Here is an 18,679-nt window from a genome sequence, read left to right on the forward strand (position 1 = left end):
GGGAGCCCTTCGGGGAGACGCAGATGACGTCGCCGAGGATACGACTCTCGACACGACCACCGCCGAGCGGTCCGCGCCGCAGGGTGGCCGCGACGACCAGACCGCCGGCAGGGCGATGAGCGTGCTGATCGCTCGCAGGTGAGCGCCTCGACCTTCAGCCGGTGCATCCCGCCGCGACAGTCACCGCCTCGCAGACCTGCCGCATGGCGGCGTCGCTCAGGCCTCCCCGCCGCCGCGTGAGGACGTCGACGGGGAGGTCGGTGAGGGCGTCAAGCTGCACGACGCACCGCTGGTGGACCGGCTCCTGCCCCGGCTCCAGCAGCACCTCACTCGGCAGCCGGCGGATGGCCGTGCTGCACGGCGCAACCAGTGCTCGTCGACGTCCGCGGACGGCCGCGTCTCGGCCTACCACGACCACCGGCCTGGCACCGGCCTCGGCGAGGTCCGCCCACCACAGCTCGCCTCTCGCGGGAAGGTGCATCAGCGTCTGGCGGCCTCGTCGAGGAAGGCATCCAGGTCGCCCCAGTCATCAGGGGTGTCCTGCGGATGCTCGCGGAACGCCCGCTCGTAGGCCTGGTCGATCTCACTCTCGCGGTGCTCCCGGAGCAACGCCTTCAGGGCCGCCTCGACGACGGAGGCGTCCGTGGTGCCGGCGTGGGCGCGGCGAGCTCGAGCCATCAGGTCTGCATCCACGGTCGTGCTGATCCGGGTCTTGGGCATGCCACGATCATGCCGTGGAAGTGCCACTGCCGCGCGGACACGGGGCCTCAAGGCTGGGTCTGGGCGACGCGGGATGGGTCACCCGGTCAGCGGATTGAGGACCCGGAGCTCGGGGAACCACGAGAAGTCGCGGTCTGCCGACCACAGCGCGTCCACGCCGTGGCCGAGACAGATCGCCGCGATCCGGGCGTCGTGCACCTTGGGGCCGACCGCCCCGGGTACGTGCAGCAGCCTGGCGAGGATCGACCCGTGGTCGGTCGTCTCCGACAGCAACCTGAGGTTGGGTAGTGCGAGCAGGGACTCGACGGCCTCGACCGCGACGGCCGGCGTGGTCGGCGGCCGGTAGATCCGCGGGTGAGTGACCACAGCCAGGAACTCGTGCAGGCACGGCCAGGGGATCGCCCAGGTGCCCCGCCCGGCGGCGAGCCCCCGCAATACTTCGGATGCCCGCTCATGGTGAGGACTGTCTGCGCGGTGCGCGTAGACCAGGACGTTAGTGTCGACCGCAATCACGAAGGGAGCCCGTAGGACCGGTGCACCACGTCCTCGGGCACCAACTCGGCGGCCAGCCCATCCCCCGCCACCGTGGGAAAGTGGAAGTCGACCACAACGGCCGCCTCGCGCCGCTCGACCTCCGCCCGCAGGCCGGCCACGACAAGCTCCCTGAGCGTCGTGCCCGAGCCTCGAGCGACAGCCTTTGCCTCCTGCGCCAACGCATCAGGGATGTCAATCGTCGTCTTCATAAGGGCAACCGTAACATGGCACCCGTACTCCCGTATCGACCACTGGCAGGCACTGGTCCATGACCTCGAACCGGTCTCCATCGTTAACGGCCACTGGCCCAGGTTCGTCGCCAGCGGGCCGGACGACGTCCGCGCCACCCTGGAGCAGATGGTCGAGGAGAGCGACGCGGACGAGGTGATGGTCCAGGACTCATCACCGACCCGACCGCCCGCCGCCACTAGCACGAGCTAGCGCACGCCTTCGACCTACCCAAGAACAACCGGGTATGAAGCACACTGTGACGCCCCTCAACCGGTCACGGCGGCGAGGGGCGTCTGGACAACACCGTCACGGGGAGACGGGGCCAACCAACAAGTAACTGTACTTGACCGTTCAACTACAGGCAGGGTGGGGTTGTACCGCTCACACGAAGGCTCCCCCGTGTCGCCACTCGCGGACGGATGGGATCGGATGGAACGAAAGGCTCCCCGGAGGTGATCACCTCCGAGGAGCCTTCGTTCACTGCGCCGGCGTCACCGGCTACTGATACAACAACTCAGGCACGAAGAGCACGATCTCGGGGAAGATCGAGAACAGCGCGATCGCCAGGCCCATGACGACGATGTAGGGCGCCGAGCCGATGAGGATCTCCTTCAGCGGGATGTGTGGCGCGATCCCCTTCAGGACGAACAGGTTCAGCCCGACCGGCGGGGTGATCAGCCCGACCTCCATGTTGATGGTCATGATGATGCCGAACCAGATCGGGTCAAAGCCCTGGCTGATGATGAGCGGCAGCAGGATCGGGGTCACCATCACGATGATCGACACCGGCGGCAGGAACATCCCCATCACCAGCAGGACCACGTTGATGATGAGCAGCACGACCCACCGGTTCAGGTCCATGTCCGAGACCAGCGCGGCCAGGTCCTGCGGGATGCGCAGGTAGCTCATCACCGTGGCGATGACCGCGGAGAAGGCCGTGATCAGCAGGATCATCGTGCTCTGGTTCGTCGTGTCCAGCAGCACATCCATCAGGCCACGGCCCGTCAGGCCCCGGTAGATGCCCATCACCATGATGCCGACGAGCAGCGCACCGATGGCCGCCGCCTCGCTGGGCGTGGCGATGCCGCGGTAGAGCACGACGAGGATCGCGGCGACCAGCAGGCCGAACGGGATGACCTTCAGCAGGCTGGTGAACCGCTCGTTCCACGTGTAGCGCTTCACCGCACGCTTGAACGCCTCCCCGGCTGTCCTGTCCCCGGCAGCCTTGCCGCGGCGCATGTCCAGCGTCTGGGCGATGAACACCCAGACGCAGAACATGAGGGCGAGCACGATGCCGGGCACGATGCCGGCAGCGAAGAGCTGCCCGATCGACTGCTCCGCGGCGATGCCGTAGAGGATCAGGGTGACGCTCGGGGGGATCAGGATCCCCAGCGTCCCGCCGGCCGCGATGGCGCCCGTGGAGACCCTGGCGGAGTAGCCGCGGGCCTCCATCTCCGGGATGGCGACCCGCCCCACCGCTGCAGCCGTGGCCGGGCTGGAGCCGGTGAGCGCGGCGAACATCGTCGACGCCGCCACCGAGCTCATCGCCAGACCACCACGGATCCGCGAGAGCCAGGCCTCGCCGGCCTCGAAGAGCTGCCGGCTCGCCTGGGAGCCGCCGAAGAGGTTGCCCATCAGCACGAACAGCGGGATGGCCAGCAGCCCGAAGTCGTTGACCGAGTCGAAGACCATCTTGCCGAACAGGTCGAACTGCCCCGGCCCGAGGAAGATCAGGACGGAAGCGAGGGCGGTGATCGCCAGGGCGAAGGCGATCGGCATACCCGACAGGAACAGCAGGAGCGCGAAGCCGGCGATGATCAGCCCTTGGACCATCGAGTCCAGGTCAGCCATCAGTCACTCCCTCGTTCCGGTGCCCGACCAGGTCGGGCTGGTTGTTGACCGGCCTCGGCCGCGCCGGCCTCTTTGGCCTCCGCCTGCTCGACGACCTCGATGTGCGACTGGGCGTGCGCGAGCTCGGTGGCGGCGCGCATGAGCGACACCTCGGACAGCGGGATCCGTCCGCGCAGCCCCTGGACACCCTCGATGATCATGGCGATGAGCTGCAGTGCCACCAGGAGCATGCCGATCGGCAGGATCGCGTAGGCGATGGACAGCGGTGCGCGCCAGGCGGTGGCCGAGCGGTGCCCGCCCTGCCACGCCGTGTACCACATCTGGTACGAGAGCCAGAGGACGACGAGGACGACCGCCAGGCACAACGTGAAGGTGATCAGCTTCCACACCAACCGTGCCCGCCCCTCGACCCGCTCCACCAGCAGGTCCACGCCGACGTGGGCGTGGTGCTTCAGCCCGTAGGCGGCGCCGACGAAGGTCACGAACATCATCAGGTAGATCGTGGTCTCGGTCTGCCAGATCGTGGACTCCCGCAGCACGTACCGGACGAAGACGCCGTGGGTCGTGACGAGCGTGGCCGCGATCAGCGCGACACCGCTGAGGTAGCCGGTCAGCTCGGAGAGCCAGGTGGCCCACCGGAACGTCAGCGCCTTGGTGAGCAGCGAGGGCTCGGCGCGGTCAGGAGGAGGGGCGGGTGTGCTCCCCTGTGGTTCCCGAGCCACCGATCAGTTCCCGGCCTCGAGGGCCATGTCGATCAGGTCCTGGCCACCCTCGATCGACTCGGCGTAGTCGGCCCACTGCTTCTCGGCCAGGGTCACCCACTCCTGGTATGCCGCGTCGTCCATGGTCACGACGTTGACGCCCGCGTCGGTGAAGAGCTGCTCGACGCGTGCGTCGTCGTCGCGGGAGGCCTGGTAGGCGAACTCCTGCAGGTCCTCACCGGCCGCCACGACGGCCTCCTGCTGCTCCTCGCAGAGCGACTCGAAGGTCTCGGTCGTGATCACCAGGGGCTCAAACATGAACCAGAAGGTGTTCTCCGTCGGGCTGGTGTAGGCCGCGACCTGCTCCTGCAGGTTGAACGAGGCGAACGACCCGGTCGAGGTGACTGCCGCGTCGAGGACACCGGTCTGCATCGCGGTGTAGATCTCGTTCGAGGGCAGGCTGGAGATGCCGGCGCCGGCGTCGGCGAGCATGTGCTCGACGTAGGTGCCGGCCGCGCGCATCGTGGTGCCCGACGGCATGTCGTCGGGGGTCACGATGGGCTGGTCGGCCTTGGTGCCGATGCCGCCCGCGTTCCAGACCCAGGTGAGGAGCACGAGGCCGTTCTCCTCCATGTTCTCCACGACCCAGTCACCGATCTCGGCGTCCTCCCAGGCCTGCGCCTGGTCGTGGTTGCTCACCAGTCCCGGCATGAGGGTGATGCCCCACTCGGGGACCAGGCCGCTGGCGTAGTCCAGCGGGAAGACCGACATGTCGATGGAGCCGGCGAGCATCGCGTCGTACTGCTCGGTGGCCCGGGACAGGGTGCTGTTGGGGAAGATGTCGACCGAGACGGAGCCGTCGGTGGCCTCCTCGATCTTCTCCTTGAAGTCGATGGCGATCTGGGAGCGGAAGTCGCCGTCCTCCCCGGTGGGCTCGGGCCACTGGTGGGACAGGCGCAGCGTCACGTCCTCACAGCCGGCCGCCGCGCCACCGCCTGCCGTGGAGTCGTCCGAGTCCGAGCCCCCGCCGCATGCGGCGAGCACGAGGCTGGAACTGAGGGCAAGCGAGAACAGCACCTTGCGGGTCACGAAGGTCTCCTTTGACTGAGTAAGTGGCCTAGTGGCCCATCCAGGGAGGACTCTAGATGGGCATTCGTATACCGTCAACGACCGCCGAGGGTGCGGTAGCGGGCGCGGCGCGCGGCCAGACGCTCCCCTTCGGGCATCGCCAGCAGGTCGGCCAGGTGGCCCACGACGGCCTGCGCGACCCGCTGGCTGAAGGCCTCCGGCTCCTCCGCCGCATCGGGGTGCTCGGGCACGATCTCGTCCACCGCGCCCGTCCGGAGCAGATCGACGGCGCGGATGCGGTGCAGCTCGGCCATCTCGGCCGCCCGCTCGCCCGAGCGGTGCACGATCGCGCTGGCGCCCTCGGGCGGCAGAGGAGCGATCCAGCCGTGCTCGGCGCAGACCGTCCGGTCGGCGGGCATCAGGGCCAGGGCCCCGCCCCCGGTGCCCTCACCGAGCACGACCGAGACGACCGGCACTCGCACGGTCGCGAGGGCACCCAGGGTGCGGGCGATCTCTCCGGCCATGCCGCCCTCCTCCCCCTCCGGGGACAGGTCGGCCCCCGGGGTGTCGATGACGGTGACGACGGGCAGGGACAGCTCCTCGGCCAGCTGGAAGCCGCGCTGCGCCACTCGCAGCGCCGCCGGACCCAGGTAGGTGTTCTGCTGCGCCTGCCGGTCCTGGCCCACGAGCACGCAGGAGACCCCGTCGAAGCGGGCCAGCCCGAAGATCACGGTGAGGTCGGACTCCCCCGACCCGGTGCCGCGCAGCGGGATGAAAGTCTCGGCCGCGTGCTCGAGCAGCTCGCGCAGCCCGGGACGGTCCGCCCGCCGGGTCGCCTCGACCGAGGACCAGGCGGAGCTCTCCTCCCCCACGTCCGGCGGTCCGACCGGTTCCCCTGTCGACCGGTGTGTCGATCGGTGTGTCGATCGGTATGCCGACCGGCCGGCGGAGCGCGCCGGCTCCTGCGGCGCGGTGAGCACGTGCAGCGCGGCGATCGCCAGTCCGCGCAGCTCCTCGAGCGGCACGACGCCGTCGAGGACACCACGGCGGGCCAGGTTCTCGGACACCTGCACACCGGGCGGGAAGGGCTCCCCGTGGATGACCTCGCGCACGCGCGGTCCCAGGAAGCCGACGAGGGCGCCCGGCTCGGCGACCGTCAGGTGCCCCAGCGAGCCCCACGAGGCCAGCACCCCGCCCGTGGTGGGATGCCGCAGGTAGACCAGGTAGGGCAGGCCTGCCTGGCGGTGCGCCATCACCGCCTGCCCGATCTTCACCATCTGCAGGAACGCCGGCGTCCCCTCCTGCATGCGCGTGCCGCCCGAGGACGGGGAGGCCAGCAGCGGCAGGCCCTCCTCGGTGGCCCGCTCGACCGCGACGGTCAGGCGTTCGCTGGCGGCCTGCCCGATGGAGCCCGCCAGGAAGGCGAACTCCCCGGCCACGACGGCGACCCGGCGACCGTCCAGGAGTCCCTCGCCGGTCATCACCGCCTCGTCGACGCCGCTGCGCTCGCGCGCCTTCCGCAGGTCGGCGGCATACTCCTCGCCCAGGTCGGGCTGCGTCACGGGCTGGTCCCAGGACCGGAACGAGCCCGGGTCGAGCACCGTGGTGAGCACCTCCAGCGCCGGTAGGCGGGTCGGGCGCGTCGGCGTGGAACCCGGCCGGGCCTCGGTCGTCTGTGTCATCGTCACTCCCTTGTGGACCAGTGGCCTAGCCAATAGGCAACTCAGACGCTTGTCAATAGAGTGTGGCGCCATGAGTGCCAATGACGACACCACCCGGGTGCCGACGCCGGCCGCAGCGACGCCGCGGCCCACCCCGCTGTCCAGACCGCGCCTGTACGAGCAGATCGTCCAGGAGCTGCACCACCACATCGCCACGCACGGCCTGCAGCCCGGGGACAAGCTGCCCGCGGAGCGCGAGCTGGCCCAGGCCCTGGGCGTGAGCCGCGCCTCCCTGGCCCAGGCCCTCGTCGCCCTGGAGGTGGTGGGGGTCGTGCAGGTCCGGCACGGCGAGGGGGCGACCATCCGCCAGCTGCCGGGGGCCGGGGACACCCTGCTGCGGGCGATACGCGAGCACCAGGACGCGCTGCCGGACATCATCGACGCCCGCTCCGCGATGGAGGCCAAGCTGGCCTGGCTCGCCGCCGAACGACGCACCGAGGAGGACCTGCGGCTCATCGACGAGGCGCTCGCGCAGATGCGCAGCGAGGTGCGGGCTGGCCAGCGGGCGCTGGAGGGCGACCGTGCCTTCCACGAGGCGGTGACCCGGGCCGCGCACTCGCCGGTGCTGGCCCGGCTGATGGCGGAGATCAGCGAGCTCATCCTGGAGAGCCGCACTCAGTCGCTCTCCCAGCCCGGGCGCCCCCAGGACTCCCTGCGCATGCACGAGAAGATCACCGACGCGATCCGTCGACGGGACGCCGGGGCCGCCGCCGCGGCGATGACTGAGCACATCGCGGTGGTCTCCGACGTGGAGTTCCTCTCAGAGACCCCACTCACACAGCAAGAAGCCTGACCGCCCAAGTGTGGACGTGTCGTTGTCCCGTAGTTCCACTTCCGTGACGGTCCACGAGGAGTTGGCCTACCGCCGCCCCTGATCGAACGCCTGAGGCGCCTCCCGCCGGTCACGGCAGCGAGAGACGCCCCACGGCAGTGCCCCTCCCTAGAAGGCTACCTACCAACGAGTAACATTATTAGGCGTTCACGCGTTAGTGCAGGCGGGGTGCCTGCACGCTCTCGGCCAGGACCAATGACCCAGTCTCAGAACGTCCGGTGACGAGACGCCGGCAAAACCCAGCTGCCTGCCTCCAGAGGCTCGCCGAACTGGGCGTCGCGACGCACAACAGGGCGCCGAATCTGAGGGATCACCGGTTGTTAGGGTCGAGCGGCCCCTGCACATTTCCAAGGAAGGAAACCCATGCGCAGCACGCAGTCACGGCTGCGGGGCCTCGCCGGCATCGTTGCCGGCACGCTGGTGGTCAGCACCCTCAGCGCGGCTCCAACCCAGGCGGACGAACCGTCCCAACCCGCCCCCCACATCGAGCTGCAGGCTCGGTCCAACCTGCTCGTCAACGACGAAGGCTGGAACCTGCCCCCCGGCAGCTCGTTCAACAGCATCACCACGGCGCTCAGCGACGACGCGCAGATCGCGTTCCCCGTCCAGATCGCGACCTACCCCGGCAGTCCCACGACCTCCACGGCCGCGGTCTGGCTGGGGCAGGGCGGCGAGGGTGACCTCGCGCACCGGCTCCCGGTCAACACCTCGATCAGCTCCTCGGTCCACATCAACGACGCCGGCGACGTGGCCTTCACCGTCGGTGACGCCACCGCCAACACGCTGTGGATGTATGAGGCCGCCGACGAGGAGGCCCGGCAGATCGTCACGATGCCGGTCGTCCCGGTGAACTACTCGCTCGGCGGGATCGACGAGGAGCAGAACATCGGCTTCCAGGGTGGCTTCGCCGGCAACCGCGCCTTCGCCGCGGTGATCGACGGCCAGGGCGTGTTCTACGCCCAGGACACCGGCCTCGACCCGGAGTCGGGGTTCAGCTACCTCTACTCCCCCACCTTCAACGACGCCCAGCAGATCGCCGGGAAGGTCAGCCTGACCGAGTCGTTCAACCACCAGGAGATCCGCCTCTTCGAGGCCGACGGCTCGTCCCAGGCCGTGCTGGCCACCGACAACGTGGACCCCGACTCCCCCTACCGGTCCTTCGACAACTCCGTCGGCCTCTCCGACGACGGCCAGGTGGCCGCGTTCGCCACGCTGCGCGAGGGCAACACCAAGGTCCTGGTCCGCACCGACGGCACCACGGTCGAGCACGTCGCGGACGTCTCGGCCGACTCCCCGCTCGCGTCCTTCGAGTTCTTCGCCCCGGACGTCAACACCCGAGGCGAGGTGGTCTTCCGCGCCGTGGACAAGGACGGCAAGCGTGGCGTCTGGGTCGCCGACGGTGAGGACCTGCGGCCGGTCCTGGTCGAGGGTGACGTCGTCGAGACCGACCTGGGCCTGGGCCAGCTGGGGCAGCACGACAGCAGCCCGGTCTTCGGCGGCTCGCCGCAGATCAACAACCGCGGTGACGTCTCGATCACCTCGGGCGTGCACCCCGAGGGCAACAACGAGGTCGAGTGGGGCACCGGCGTGTTCATCGCGTATGCCGACACCCCGGTCGACCCTGACCCGCCCGTGGGCGTGATCGAGGTCGAGCCGACGTCGCTGACCCACGAGGTCGAGTTCGGCGGGACCGAGTCGACCGAGGTCACCTTCAGCAACACCGGCGACGCCGACGCCGAGGTCACCCTCAGCGAGGACGCCGACTGGCTCACGCTGGACCCGGCCTCCTTCGACATCGCCGCGGACGAGGACGTCAACGTCGCCTTCACCACCGACGCCGACGGTCTGGCGTCCGGCACCTACACGACCGCCGTGGCCATCACCACCGACACCGGCCAGGAGCTCGACGCCATCTCGGTCACCCTGACCGTGGCCGAGGAGCCCGCACCTCCGGTGGGCGTCATCGAGGTCGACCGGACCGCGGTGACCCACGAGGTCGAATTCGGCGGCTCGGAGTCGACCGAGGTCACCTTCAGCAACACCGGTGACGCCGACGCCGAGGTCATACTCAGCGAGGACGCCGACTGGCTCACGCTGGACCCGGCCTCCTTCGACGTCGCCGCGGACGAGGGCGTCAACGTCGCCTTCACCACCGACGCCGAAGGTCTGGCGTCCGGCACCTACTCCACCGACGTGGAGATCACCACCGACACCGGCCAGGAGCTCGACGCCATCTCGGTCACCCTGACCGTGGCCGAGGAGCCTGCTCCCCCGGTGGAGCCGATCGACGTCGACCGCTGGGAGGGCACCAACCGCTACGGCACCGCCGCCGCGGTCTCCTCGACCTACCAGGCCGGCGCGGACGTCGTCTTCCTCGCCACCGGCCTGGACTACCCGGACGCCCTGACCGGGTCCGCGCTGGCCGGGTCGCTGGACGCCCCGGTGCTGCTCACCCGCACCGACGCGCTGCCCAACTCGACCAAGGCGGAGCTGAAGCGGCTGGCCCCCGAGCACGTCGTGGTGCTGGGTGGCGACGGCGCGGTCGAGGACGCCGTTCTCGCCGAGGCCGCAGCACTGACCGGTGCCGCGGTCGACCGGCTCTCGGGCACCAACCGCTACGGCACGGCCGCCGCGGTGGCCGCCGAGTTCGGCGCTACCGGCGAGCGGGTGTTCGTCGCCGTCGGGCTGGACTACCCGGATGCGCTGTCCGCCGCAGCTCGCGCGGGTGCGCTGGACTCGCCCGTCCTGCTGGTGCGGCCCGACGAGATCCCGTCCGCCACGACCCACGCCCTGGACGACCTGGCACCCAGCCAGATCACCCTCCTGGGCGGCGAGGGCGTGGTGACCAAGGAGGTCATGGACGAGCTGGCCGACTGGGCGCCGACCACCCGGGTCTCCGGCCTCAACCGGTGGATCACCTCGGCCCGCCTGTTCGCCGAGGTCGCCAGCGCGGACACGATCTACCTGGCCTCCGGCCAGGACTGGCCGGACGCGCTGGCCGGCGGCGCCAAGGCTGCCTCGGATGACGAGCCGCTGCTGATCACCCGCGAAGACGGTCTGCCTGACGCGATCGAGGACGCCATCGTGCGCCTCTTCCCCGAGCGGGTCGTGGTGCTGGGTGGCGAGGGCGCGGTCGCGGACACCGTGATCAAGGAGCTGGAGAAGCTGCGCGGTCAGGACTGAGCAGCCCCACCACACACCGCGGTGCCCCGTCGACCATCCGGTCGGCGGGGCACCGCTGTCTGCGCCTCATGAACCGGGCTGCGGGCGAGAACTTAGACGTGCCTGAAGTCCCTTCTGACCGCTATAGCCATCGCTGAGGAGGAGCCCCACACTGATATCCACGGGCGGGTAAGCGTCCCGTGTGGTCCTACAGCTCGGCTGCCGTGAGGCTGAGATGAAAGGGGCGTTCTGATGAGCATTCGGTCCATGGGGATGCGGTCCGCGGTCAGGCTGGCGCAGACCACTGGCGCGGCCCCGCCAGGGAATGCCATGGGGACCGTGGTCCTCGCTCCCGCTGCTGCGGGCGCCATGGCAGGGCAGGGCGGCCCGGGAGCACCCCCACCACAAGCCGCGCCCGCGCCGTCACCACCGATCCCGTCACCGCCGGCTTCGCCACCTCAGGGACCTGCCAATCCGGTAGGCCGGTTCACCGACAGCGTCACCGCGTGGATTCCCACCGAGACAATCGCTCTCTTTGTCGCCTTCTCAGGCTTCTTCGCAGTGTTCGAGAACTCGTCGCAAGAGTTCGCGCTCGGGGTCGTGGCCGCAGGGCTCACGGCGGTGTTCGCTGCCCTCTCCAGTCTTAATGCGCAAACTGCGAACACGCTGCTTGGCCCGGACGGCCGGACGCGGACGGCGGTGACCACCGCCGGCCTAGCCGTTCTCGCTTTCGTCGCCTGGTGGGGCGCCCTCCCTGGTTCCTTCGCCACCGACGAACTTGAGCTGGCCCCCTTCTGGCCCTCGCTCTTCGTGGCGGTGGTCTCGCTCTGTCTGCCACTCGTCGCCCGCGCCCTCAAGGTCGAACCGGTGCCCCGCCCGGTATGACCCGGCTGCGGACCTGCGGACCCCTTGCCCCCCATTGGGCGGCGGTCGCCCGAAGGTCCGTCGCACCGCGGGCCAGCTGCTGAGGTGGCTGGCCCGCGGTGTGGATGACGGCCCGGGCCGACTCAGTACTTGCCGCTGAGCAGCTCGCCCGCGTCGGGAACGAGCGTGTCGAGATCGAGCGCTTTCAGCATCTGGTACACGGTCGCGGTGGCAGCGGACACGACCGGCTTGCCGATCTCGTCCTGCACGATCTGGATCGCTTCCAGTGAAGGCATCTGGACGCAGGCCGACAGCACGAGCACGTCGGCGTCTGAATGGTCGACCTGTCGGGCAAGCTCAACGAGCGCCAGCGGGTCCCGGGCACCGACCTCGAGGTTGTCGGCGATCTCCAGAGCGAGTGAGTCCGTCACCTGGATTCCTTCGTTCTCGATGTAGGCCACCACCTTGTCCGTCAGCGGCTGCATGTATGGAGCGATGACGGCGACCTTGGCCGCCCCCATGGTGTGCAGAGAATCGATCAGAGCACCCGCACTCGAGATGATGGGCGCCGGTGATCCATTCTCAGCGGCTACCTCGCCCAACCTGTCCTGCGACTTGCAGTGGTAGCCGAACTCGCGCGCCATGATGGCGACCAGACACGCATAGCCGATGACATCCACCTCAGCATCGGAGAGCTCCGCCGCGCATCGATCGGAGTCGTTGTCCATGGACAGCAGCTGCTCGGGAGTGACCTCCTTCATGCGCATCCGCGCCGAGTGGAACGTGAACCGCTCAGGGGCGACCGTTTGACGACGATTGAACATCGCCGGTATCTCGGTTTCCATCGTGACATTCGAGCTGGGCACGATCTGCCCGATGCGGAACGTGGTTTTCGCTGACATGTTGAGCTCCTTCTAGGTAGGGGCGCACCGTTCGGCAGCCGAACCCCGATCAGATGTGTTCCAGGTCTACGTGCCGGACGTCCTTGGCGATGTAACCGCCGATGATGAGGCAGATGGCCCCCAAGCTGCCGATGACGATCGGCGTGTAGTCGTAGTCCATCACATTGCCCAGCCACACCATGTAGTAGCCGTAGAGGGCCGGGATGATGCTGGGCAGGCTGTAGGCCACGCCGTATCCGGACGCACGCACGTTGGTGGGGAACAGCTCCATCAGGAACGCGGTGATCATCGCCCAGATGAGCAGTCCAGGGATCAGACCGATGACCGCTAGGACGACGAACATGTTGGTCTCGACGAAACGCACGGCCAGAGCCATGCCGACGGAACCGAACAGGAGGATCAGCACGCCGATGGCCATGATCACCTGACGCCTGCCGAACCGTTGCCCGGCCGCACCGACAAGGGGGAAGAGGAGCGCGCCGCTCAGCGCCGCGACGAGGATGACCGTGTTGATGGTCCCGTCGCTCACCTCGAGCCTCCGGAAGTGACCTGCGAACATCCCGACCGAGCCATTGAGCGTGAGCCAGGCCCCGGTGCCCACCACGAAGGCCACACCGAAGGACTTGATGTTCGACCCCGAGAACAGGATCTTGAGCGGGTTTCCGCCGCTGTTCTTGGGCATCTTCGTCCAGATCTCGGACTCGGGGACGGCCAAGAGGTAGTAGAAGAAGAGCGACGTGCAGAGGACGAAACCGATAAAGAACGGGATGCGCCAACCCCAGACGGCATACGCGGATGCTGCATCTCCGACCGGGAAGAACCGCATCGTGATGATGGTGACGACCGTGATGGTCGCGAGGGCCAGCGGATACCCGGTGTTGATGAGCGAGCCAGCGACCCCTCGCCGTTCCTTCCGGGTGTACTCCATCGCGAGCGGGTTGGCTGCCGTGTACTCGCCTCCCAGGAAGATTCCGTCGAACAGCCGAAGCACCAGGAGCGCCACCAGTGCCCAGATACCGAGGGTGGTGTAGCCCGGTAGGAAGGTCATCAGGCCTGTCGCGACCGACGAGCCACCAGCCGCGATGAGCGTCGTCTTGCGACGCCCCAGGGTGTCGCCAAGCGGACCGAAGATCAAGGAGCCCAATGGACGGCCCACGATGGAGGCGACATAGATCAGCGTGAGGAAGACTGCGGCGTCTACACCGCTCGTCTCAGGAGGCATGAAGTACACCATGGCCGGCGCCAGGACGATCACCGGGAGGTAGATGTCGTACATGTCCACCCAGAACCCGAACATGGCGGCGCCCAGGGCACGCCGACCCTTGGTACGGAACTCTGGCGTGTCCCGATCCACGACCTCAGGCGGTCCGCCGACCGGCGCCTGCGCAGTCAGGTCGACCGACCCTGCCGCTCCGCCCTCGGGCTTAGTGGTTCCGCTGGTCATTGCGCCATCTCCTCTTCGGCAGCGGATCGGCGGGGGGCCGAGGAGAACTCGGTGAACCTGCTGCCCGTGCTGCCCTGCACACGGATAGGAGTGTGCCGCGTCTTGTTCACCTCGAAAGAGAACACGTCCATCCGGTTGTAGGTGCCGACGATGTCCTGCGCCTGCTTGGGGATGATGCGGTCTTCGAGGTCGATGTCGGCATAGAGGATGCCCTCGTCCCCGACCAGCGGCCCGGCGAGGTACTGCCCCACAGGGCCGAGGATCATGGAGGCCGTGGGCTTGGCCCTCATCAGGCCAGCGATCTCCTCGTTGTCGCCGGCGACCGCCGCGACGGCGTCGTCTCCGAGGGCGGTGGCCGCGACGATGTTGAAGACCTTCCCCTCGAAGCTGTGGGCGGCACTGCGTAGCCGGATGGCCTCGGCGAGGTCATAGTCGGCGCGGTTGTCAGACCGGTCGAACGGCCAGGCGGGGGGGTAGGTGGAGATGTGCACCTCCTCGCCCTGGGCGAGCAGGGCGTACCGCGCCAGGGTGTTGGTGTTCTCCCCGCACAGCAGGACGCCGACGTTGGCCCCTGACGTGTGGACCGGGTGGAGGTCGTAACCGTCGCCGTGGGACCACGCGAGGCGCTCGCACCAGGTCGCGACCAGCTTGCGGCGGTGGTTGAGGAGCCGCCCGTCCGGGCCGAAGATCAGGTTGGCGTTCCAGACCGTCCCGACGCTGACGTCGCTCACCTCGTTGATCCCGACCGACAGGGTGACGTTGCTCTCGCGGGCGATGGATCCCAGCTCATCGACCTCGGGCCCGGGCACCGTGATCGACGAGCGCACCAGCTGCACCTGGAAGTCGTGCTGGTCAACCGGGGGCAGGACGTTGGTCCATACCGGGAAGCCGGAGAGAAAGGACTCGCCGAAGGCCACGATGGTGGCACCTTCCTGAGCGGCCTCGCGCACGAGGTTTCGAAGCTTCTCCATGGTCGCCGGGGTGTCGAGGAAGACGGGTGACGCCTGCACGGCTGCGACTCGCAGCTGTGGTGTGGACGCGGTGTTCATGAGAGTTCCTTTGCTATCGGGGCACTGGCCCATGGTGTGGCCGTCGTTGCAGAATCTGGCTCGGACGGGTTCTTCGCGTGTGCTCTGTGTTGGGAGCGTGCATCAGGGGGGGCGGTTCGTCGGTGCCGCCTGTGGACGCTGCTCGTCTTCGACGAGCTCCAGCAGGCTCGGGCGGTCCACTGCATACGACGGTGTCCGGAAGACCACCTCGCGGCCTGCTCCAGCCAGTCGAGCAGGCCGCCTCGAGCCAGTCAAGGGTCACCGTGTTGTCGAAACCGGTCGACACGGCCGTCCGCGGGGCGACCAGGATCTAGGCTGGGTCACAGAAGACCCGGCTCGTGCACCCGTAAGATCGAGGATGCTGTCACCAAATGCGGGAGGCCCGTCTTGTCAACTGGCTCAGACAATTTCCTCTGGCGCGACCTCGTGGATGAGGGACTGGACGTGAAGGAGGCTCGGCTGTATCTCACCTTGCTCCAGGGCGGAGGCATGCCGGTGTCGACTGCAGCTGAACGGGCCTTCGTGAGTCGGACCAGTGCCTATGACATCGTCAAGAGGCTGGTGCGCAGAGGCCTGGTACAGGTCGTGGAGGACTCGGAAGATCACCGGACAGTGCTGCAGGCGAACGACCCGGGCGTGCTGCTGCAGCAACTGGCAGTGCAGCAGGAGCGGGTAGAGGCGATGATCCCCCGTCTACGCGCGGTTCGGCCGAAGGGTGCACTGCCGCGGGTCCGCTACCTGGAGGGTGCTGCGGGGATCAGGAGTGCACTCTTTGAGTCACTCAGCTGGCCATCTCCCCTCTACGGCATCCTGTCCATGTCAGACCTGATGGCCGTCCCCGGTGCGGGCGCCATGGCGGACTACATCCAAGGACGCCGCGACCGGGACCTGGAACTGCATGTCGTGCGTTCGGCAGAGAAGGAGTCCGGCCTGCAGTGGCCCACCGCTGACGCCGATCTGCGGGTTGTCCGTCTGGCACCCGAGCCCTACGTCTTCTCCATGACGACGTTGATCGGCGAGCACGCCGTCGCGACGCTGTCGTCGCGTCAGGAGAATTTCGCCATGGTCATCGAAAGCGAGGAGTACGCGGAGCAGCAGCGTTACCTTTTCGAGGTCCTGTGGGACTCCAGCGACCCCGTGTGAGACGACCCTAGTGATGTTCGCCCCAGCTCGGCCCATCGTCCCGCGCAGTAGGGAGCCCGCCACCCCACCGCCGTGAGCCAGCTGGGCGCCTGCTCCTGGCCGACCAGCACCATCTCCAGGCGGCGAGCGTGGCCCTGCAGCCCTGGGCGAGCTCGGCCGGCGAGGAATGCCGCGCTGATCGCTGCGGAGGCCAGCGTCTGCGGGACCCGACGGGGAGGACGTCCGCCCAACAGGTGCAGCAGGCTGCTCACCGTCAGCCCCTCCGAGGGGTGGTGGACGATGCGCGGCAACTCCTCCTCGGTCGTCGCCAGGAACGCGATGGCATCCGCGACGTTCTCGATCAGCGCCTGGGGCGAGTTCTGGTCGCCGGGGCTGGCGACCGTGGCCCACCGCCCCCTGGCCAGTCTGACCAGCTTCTGGGTGACCGCCCTGTCAGGTCCATGCACGCCGGGCGGCCGATAGATGCATGCCGTCGACGAGTGAGCCAGGACGGCCCGCTCTCCGGCAGCCTTGCTCGCCGAGTAGGGGGAGAACGGTGCATATTCGGCGCTCGAGTCCAGGGCGGGCCGCCTCCCCTGCACCGCTGCCGAGCTCATGTGGACCAGCCGGACCCCCAGCCGAGCTGTCACCTGTGCCAGCAGACCGGGCAACCGGTGGTTCGCCCACTCCATGTCCTGGCTCGAGCCTACGGCGTCGGCAACGCCAGCAGCGTTCACGACGACGTCGCACTCGGAGAGCATGTCGAACAGGTAAGCCTCGTAAGGGTCAAGTTTAAGTGAGGCGACACTGTGAGCCATTCTTGGCGCCCGGACGGGCTTGACGACGACACTTGTTTGTCGTAGCCACTTCGTGACGTGTCCGCCGACAAAGCCGCTAGCCCCCAGGACCGCGGCTGTCCTAGCCATGGTGGTTGACCCTTCGGAGTGAAGGGGCCGCCCTTCGATCAACGTGATGCCGTTGTCGCACGTAGCCAGTGTAGGTACGACTGTTCAGGGTATTCCTCGCTGACCCGGGCGCAGTCATGCGCTCGACTGAACGCGAGAAGCCCTGTAGCGATCGAGAACGATGTCAGCGCCTGCCAAGGCAGGCACGTCAGGCCACCTAGCCGGGTACTGCGCCCACCGGTCACGGTAGTAGGCGAGCATTGAATCACCAGTTCGTTCCGCCAGAGTGGTGAGCGTGTCTATGTGGATGAAATGGTACGAGTTGTACTGTCGCCCACCAATCGCCTTGGTCCAACTCGTCGGGTAAGCGACCAGCTCTGCCCGTGCCCACGGAATCGAGATGTCCAGGGTGTTCGGACCTCGATGTACGACGACCTCGGCCACGGTGGAGTAGGAGTCGGTGCGGACCCAACTGGATAAGGGATCGTACGACCCCTCACCCACCTGCACCGTCACCATCCCTTCCTCAGCCGAAGTGAGATCAAGTGCCAGACGGTTCGGCTCTGGCCACGTCACACGGCACAGCAAGATCTCCATAACGGCTTCGCGGCCTCCCACAACGCCGTCCGCACCCAAACCGGACACGAATCGGTTGGTCCACTTGCCACTCCCAGCACCCAGCGGGAAATCGCCTTCACCGGGAATGATCACCTTTGCGGAGTTGACCGCTGTCCGCGGACTGGTGAATCCAAGTTTCACTCGGACAGCGCCGGTCAGTCGATACCGAGAGTTCGCCAGCTCGGGAACGTCATAAAGCGGCAGTACGTCCCGAATTCCCCGAATACTTTGCTCAAAAATGGTGCGCGCGTGCTGGCTGTCCGTGGTCTCAGCGTATTCGTGCAGCAACGTCGTCGCGGTCGTCCACCCATTCAGCGTGTAGTCGGGCACTTGGTGGCTGTACTCTTCGATCAACAGTCCGCCACTAGGCGTGTGACGCGCAATTCCCCCATCTTCAGCTGGTACTTCAAAACTGGAGAGAATCGCCTCGGCTGCGTTGGAGTATCTCGAAGAGGGGGAAACTTTTCCAAGAACTCCGAAGGTACTCAAGTACCGTGCCTGAGTGAGGCCGCTGTAGAACACACTGGGCAAAGAGCTCAGTCCAGCGCCCGGCTGATAGTAAAACACTAGCGCGCCGCGATGTTCCTCCATCCGGTCGATTGCTGCGTTGGCTACACGCTTGGCGGCCTCGAGGAACACCTCATCCTTGTGTTTGCGGTACTGAGAGATGTAGTCATTGATGACGTAAGTGCCATAAATCGGGTGCGCATGAAGACCGTACTTGGATCGCCGCCCAGGGTACCCGTCCTCGAGGAACTCGATGCGGTAGTAATCCCAAATTTGCTTGCGACTCACGGACAGAGACGGCAGATTCACGGCGGCCTCGTTGGTCACAGTCATGCCTCGACCATACCGAGCCTAATGAACGGGTTGCGTACTCGACACCCATGGGCCATGCCGCTCAACACGAGATTCGTTCCCGTCTGGGTGAAGCCGACGCCGCCCAGAGGGTCAC

At 67.7% G+C, this 18,679-nt stretch carries 18 protein-coding genes; 5 read left to right on the plus strand and 13 right to left on the minus strand.

Translation table 11 applies throughout. The annotated features are described in order from the left end of the window. Positions 1-154: 154 nt before the first annotated feature. The 4 genes from ESZ52_RS17030 to ESZ52_RS17045 form a co-directional block, all read right to left on the minus strand. Complete coding sequence (locus ESZ52_RS17030; protein ID WP_131105968.1) at positions 155-481, minus strand: type II toxin-antitoxin system PemK/MazF family toxin; 327 nt, start codon at positions 479-481, stop codon at positions 155-157. After that, positions 481-720: a type II toxin-antitoxin system VapB family antitoxin gene (locus ESZ52_RS17035; protein ID WP_131105969.1), complete on the minus strand. Its 240-nt coding sequence runs from the start codon at positions 718-720 to the stop codon at positions 481-483. The genes ESZ52_RS17030 and ESZ52_RS17035 overlap by 1 nt, the downstream gene beginning before the upstream one ends. A gap of 78 nt (positions 721-798) precedes the next feature. Next, complete coding sequence (locus ESZ52_RS17040; protein ID WP_131105970.1) at positions 799-1,233, minus strand: type II toxin-antitoxin system VapC family toxin; 435 nt, start codon at positions 1,231-1,233, stop codon at positions 799-801. Next, entirely contained in the window at positions 1,230-1,463 is a 234-nt protein-coding gene (locus ESZ52_RS17045; protein WP_181010087.1) for a type II toxin-antitoxin system VapB family antitoxin, read from the minus strand. The genes ESZ52_RS17040 and ESZ52_RS17045 overlap by 4 nt, the downstream gene beginning before the upstream one ends. On the opposite strand from ESZ52_RS17045, the gene ESZ52_RS19540 reads away from it, so the two are divergent. Then, positions 1,444-1,695 carry a hypothetical protein gene (locus ESZ52_RS19540; protein ID WP_202865369.1) on the plus strand — a complete coding sequence of 84 codons (252 nt, stop codon included), beginning with the start codon at positions 1,444-1,446 and terminating at the stop codon, positions 1,693-1,695. The two genes, ESZ52_RS17045 and ESZ52_RS19540, sit on opposite strands and share 20 nt — an antisense overlap. A 288-nt stretch (positions 1,696-1,983) precedes the next feature. On the opposite strand, the gene ESZ52_RS17055 is transcribed toward ESZ52_RS19540, so the two are convergent. The 4 genes from ESZ52_RS17055 to ESZ52_RS17070 all read right to left on the minus strand — a co-directional run bounded on the left by ESZ52_RS17055 (position 1,984) and on the right by ESZ52_RS17070 (position 6,787). Next, on the minus strand, positions 1,984-3,336 hold the full coding sequence (locus ESZ52_RS17055) for a TRAP transporter large permease (protein ID WP_131105972.1): 1,353 nt from the start codon (positions 3,334-3,336) through the stop codon (positions 1,984-1,986). Next, positions 3,336-4,058: a TRAP transporter small permease subunit gene (locus tag ESZ52_RS17060; protein WP_131105973.1), complete on the minus strand. Its 723-nt coding sequence runs from the start codon at positions 4,056-4,058 to the stop codon at positions 3,336-3,338. The genes ESZ52_RS17055 and ESZ52_RS17060 overlap by 1 nt, the downstream gene beginning before the upstream one ends. A gap of 3 nt (positions 4,059-4,061) precedes the next feature. Continuing rightward, complete coding sequence (gene dctP, locus ESZ52_RS17065) at positions 4,062-5,126, minus strand: TRAP transporter substrate-binding protein DctP (RefSeq protein ID WP_131105974.1); 1,065 nt, start codon at positions 5,124-5,126, stop codon at positions 4,062-4,064. Positions 5,127-5,200: 74 nt separating this feature from the next. Then, positions 5,201-6,787, minus strand: coding sequence for a carboxyl transferase domain-containing protein (locus tag ESZ52_RS17070; protein WP_131105975.1), 1,587 nt, complete (start codon positions 6,785-6,787; stop codon positions 5,201-5,203). 70 nt (positions 6,788-6,857) lie between these two features. Here ESZ52_RS17070 and ESZ52_RS17075 point away from each other — a divergent pair, with 70 nt between their 5' ends. The 3 genes from ESZ52_RS17075 to ESZ52_RS17085 all read left to right on the plus strand — a co-directional run bounded on the left by ESZ52_RS17075 (position 6,858) and on the right by ESZ52_RS17085 (position 11,705). Continuing rightward, positions 6,858-7,619, plus strand: a complete 762-nt coding sequence (locus tag ESZ52_RS17075; RefSeq protein WP_131105976.1) for a FadR/GntR family transcriptional regulator — start codon at positions 6,858-6,860, stop codon at positions 7,617-7,619. A gap of 402 nt (positions 7,620-8,021) precedes the next feature. Further along, on the plus strand, positions 8,022-10,841 hold the full coding sequence (locus tag ESZ52_RS17080) for a cell wall-binding repeat-containing protein (RefSeq protein WP_131105977.1): 2,820 nt from the start codon (positions 8,022-8,024) through the stop codon (positions 10,839-10,841). Between the two features lie 540 nt (positions 10,842-11,381). Continuing rightward, complete coding sequence (locus tag ESZ52_RS17085; protein ID WP_131105978.1) at positions 11,382-11,705, plus strand: hypothetical protein; 324 nt, start codon at positions 11,382-11,384, stop codon at positions 11,703-11,705. Positions 11,706-11,827: 122 nt separating this feature from the next. Here ESZ52_RS17085 and ESZ52_RS17090 read toward each other — a convergent pair whose 3' ends face one another. From ESZ52_RS17090 to ESZ52_RS17100, 3 genes are read right to left on the minus strand one after another with little or no spacing between them, the layout of a single operon-like run. Beyond that, positions 11,828-12,586 carry a maleate cis-trans isomerase family protein gene (locus ESZ52_RS17090; protein WP_131105979.1) on the minus strand — a complete coding sequence of 253 codons (759 nt, stop codon included), beginning with the start codon at positions 12,584-12,586 and terminating at the stop codon, positions 11,828-11,830. A 49-nt stretch (positions 12,587-12,635) separates the two neighbouring features. Further along, on the minus strand, positions 12,636-14,030 hold the full coding sequence (locus ESZ52_RS17095) for an MFS transporter (RefSeq protein ID WP_131105980.1): 1,395 nt from the start codon (positions 14,028-14,030) through the stop codon (positions 12,636-12,638). Next, positions 14,027-15,079 (minus strand): carbon-nitrogen hydrolase family protein, encoded by a 1,053-nt coding sequence (locus tag ESZ52_RS17100; RefSeq protein WP_131105981.1) that lies wholly within the window; start codon positions 15,077-15,079, stop codon positions 14,027-14,029. The genes ESZ52_RS17095 and ESZ52_RS17100 overlap by 4 nt, the downstream gene beginning before the upstream one ends. A gap of 444 nt (positions 15,080-15,523) precedes the next feature. On the opposite strand from ESZ52_RS17100, the gene ESZ52_RS17105 reads away from it, so the two are divergent. Beyond that, positions 15,524-16,222, plus strand: coding sequence for a TrmB family transcriptional regulator (locus ESZ52_RS17105; RefSeq protein WP_202865371.1), 699 nt, complete (start codon positions 15,524-15,526; stop codon positions 16,220-16,222). On the opposite strand, the gene ESZ52_RS17110 is transcribed toward ESZ52_RS17105, so the two are convergent. Together ESZ52_RS17110 and ESZ52_RS17115 are read right to left on the minus strand one after the other, a co-directional pair. Beyond that, the gene (locus ESZ52_RS17110) at positions 16,180-17,127 is read right to left on the minus strand and encodes an NAD-dependent epimerase/dehydratase family protein (protein WP_131105983.1); all 948 of its coding nucleotides are present in this window, start codon (positions 17,125-17,127) and stop codon (positions 16,180-16,182) included. The two genes, ESZ52_RS17105 and ESZ52_RS17110, sit on opposite strands and share 43 nt — an antisense overlap. A 114-nt stretch (positions 17,128-17,241) precedes the next feature. Next, on the minus strand, positions 17,242-18,564 hold the full coding sequence (locus tag ESZ52_RS17115; protein ID WP_131105984.1) for a D-glucuronyl C5-epimerase family protein: 1,323 nt from the start codon (positions 18,562-18,564) through the stop codon (positions 17,242-17,244). Between the last annotated feature and the right edge of the window lie 115 nt (positions 18,565-18,679).

Origin of the sequence: Ornithinimicrobium sufpigmenti (assembly GCF_004322775.1) — a bacterium.
In the GTDB taxonomy this organism is placed as follows: domain Bacteria; phylum Actinomycetota; class Actinomycetes; order Actinomycetales; family Dermatophilaceae; genus Ornithinicoccus; species Ornithinicoccus sufpigmenti.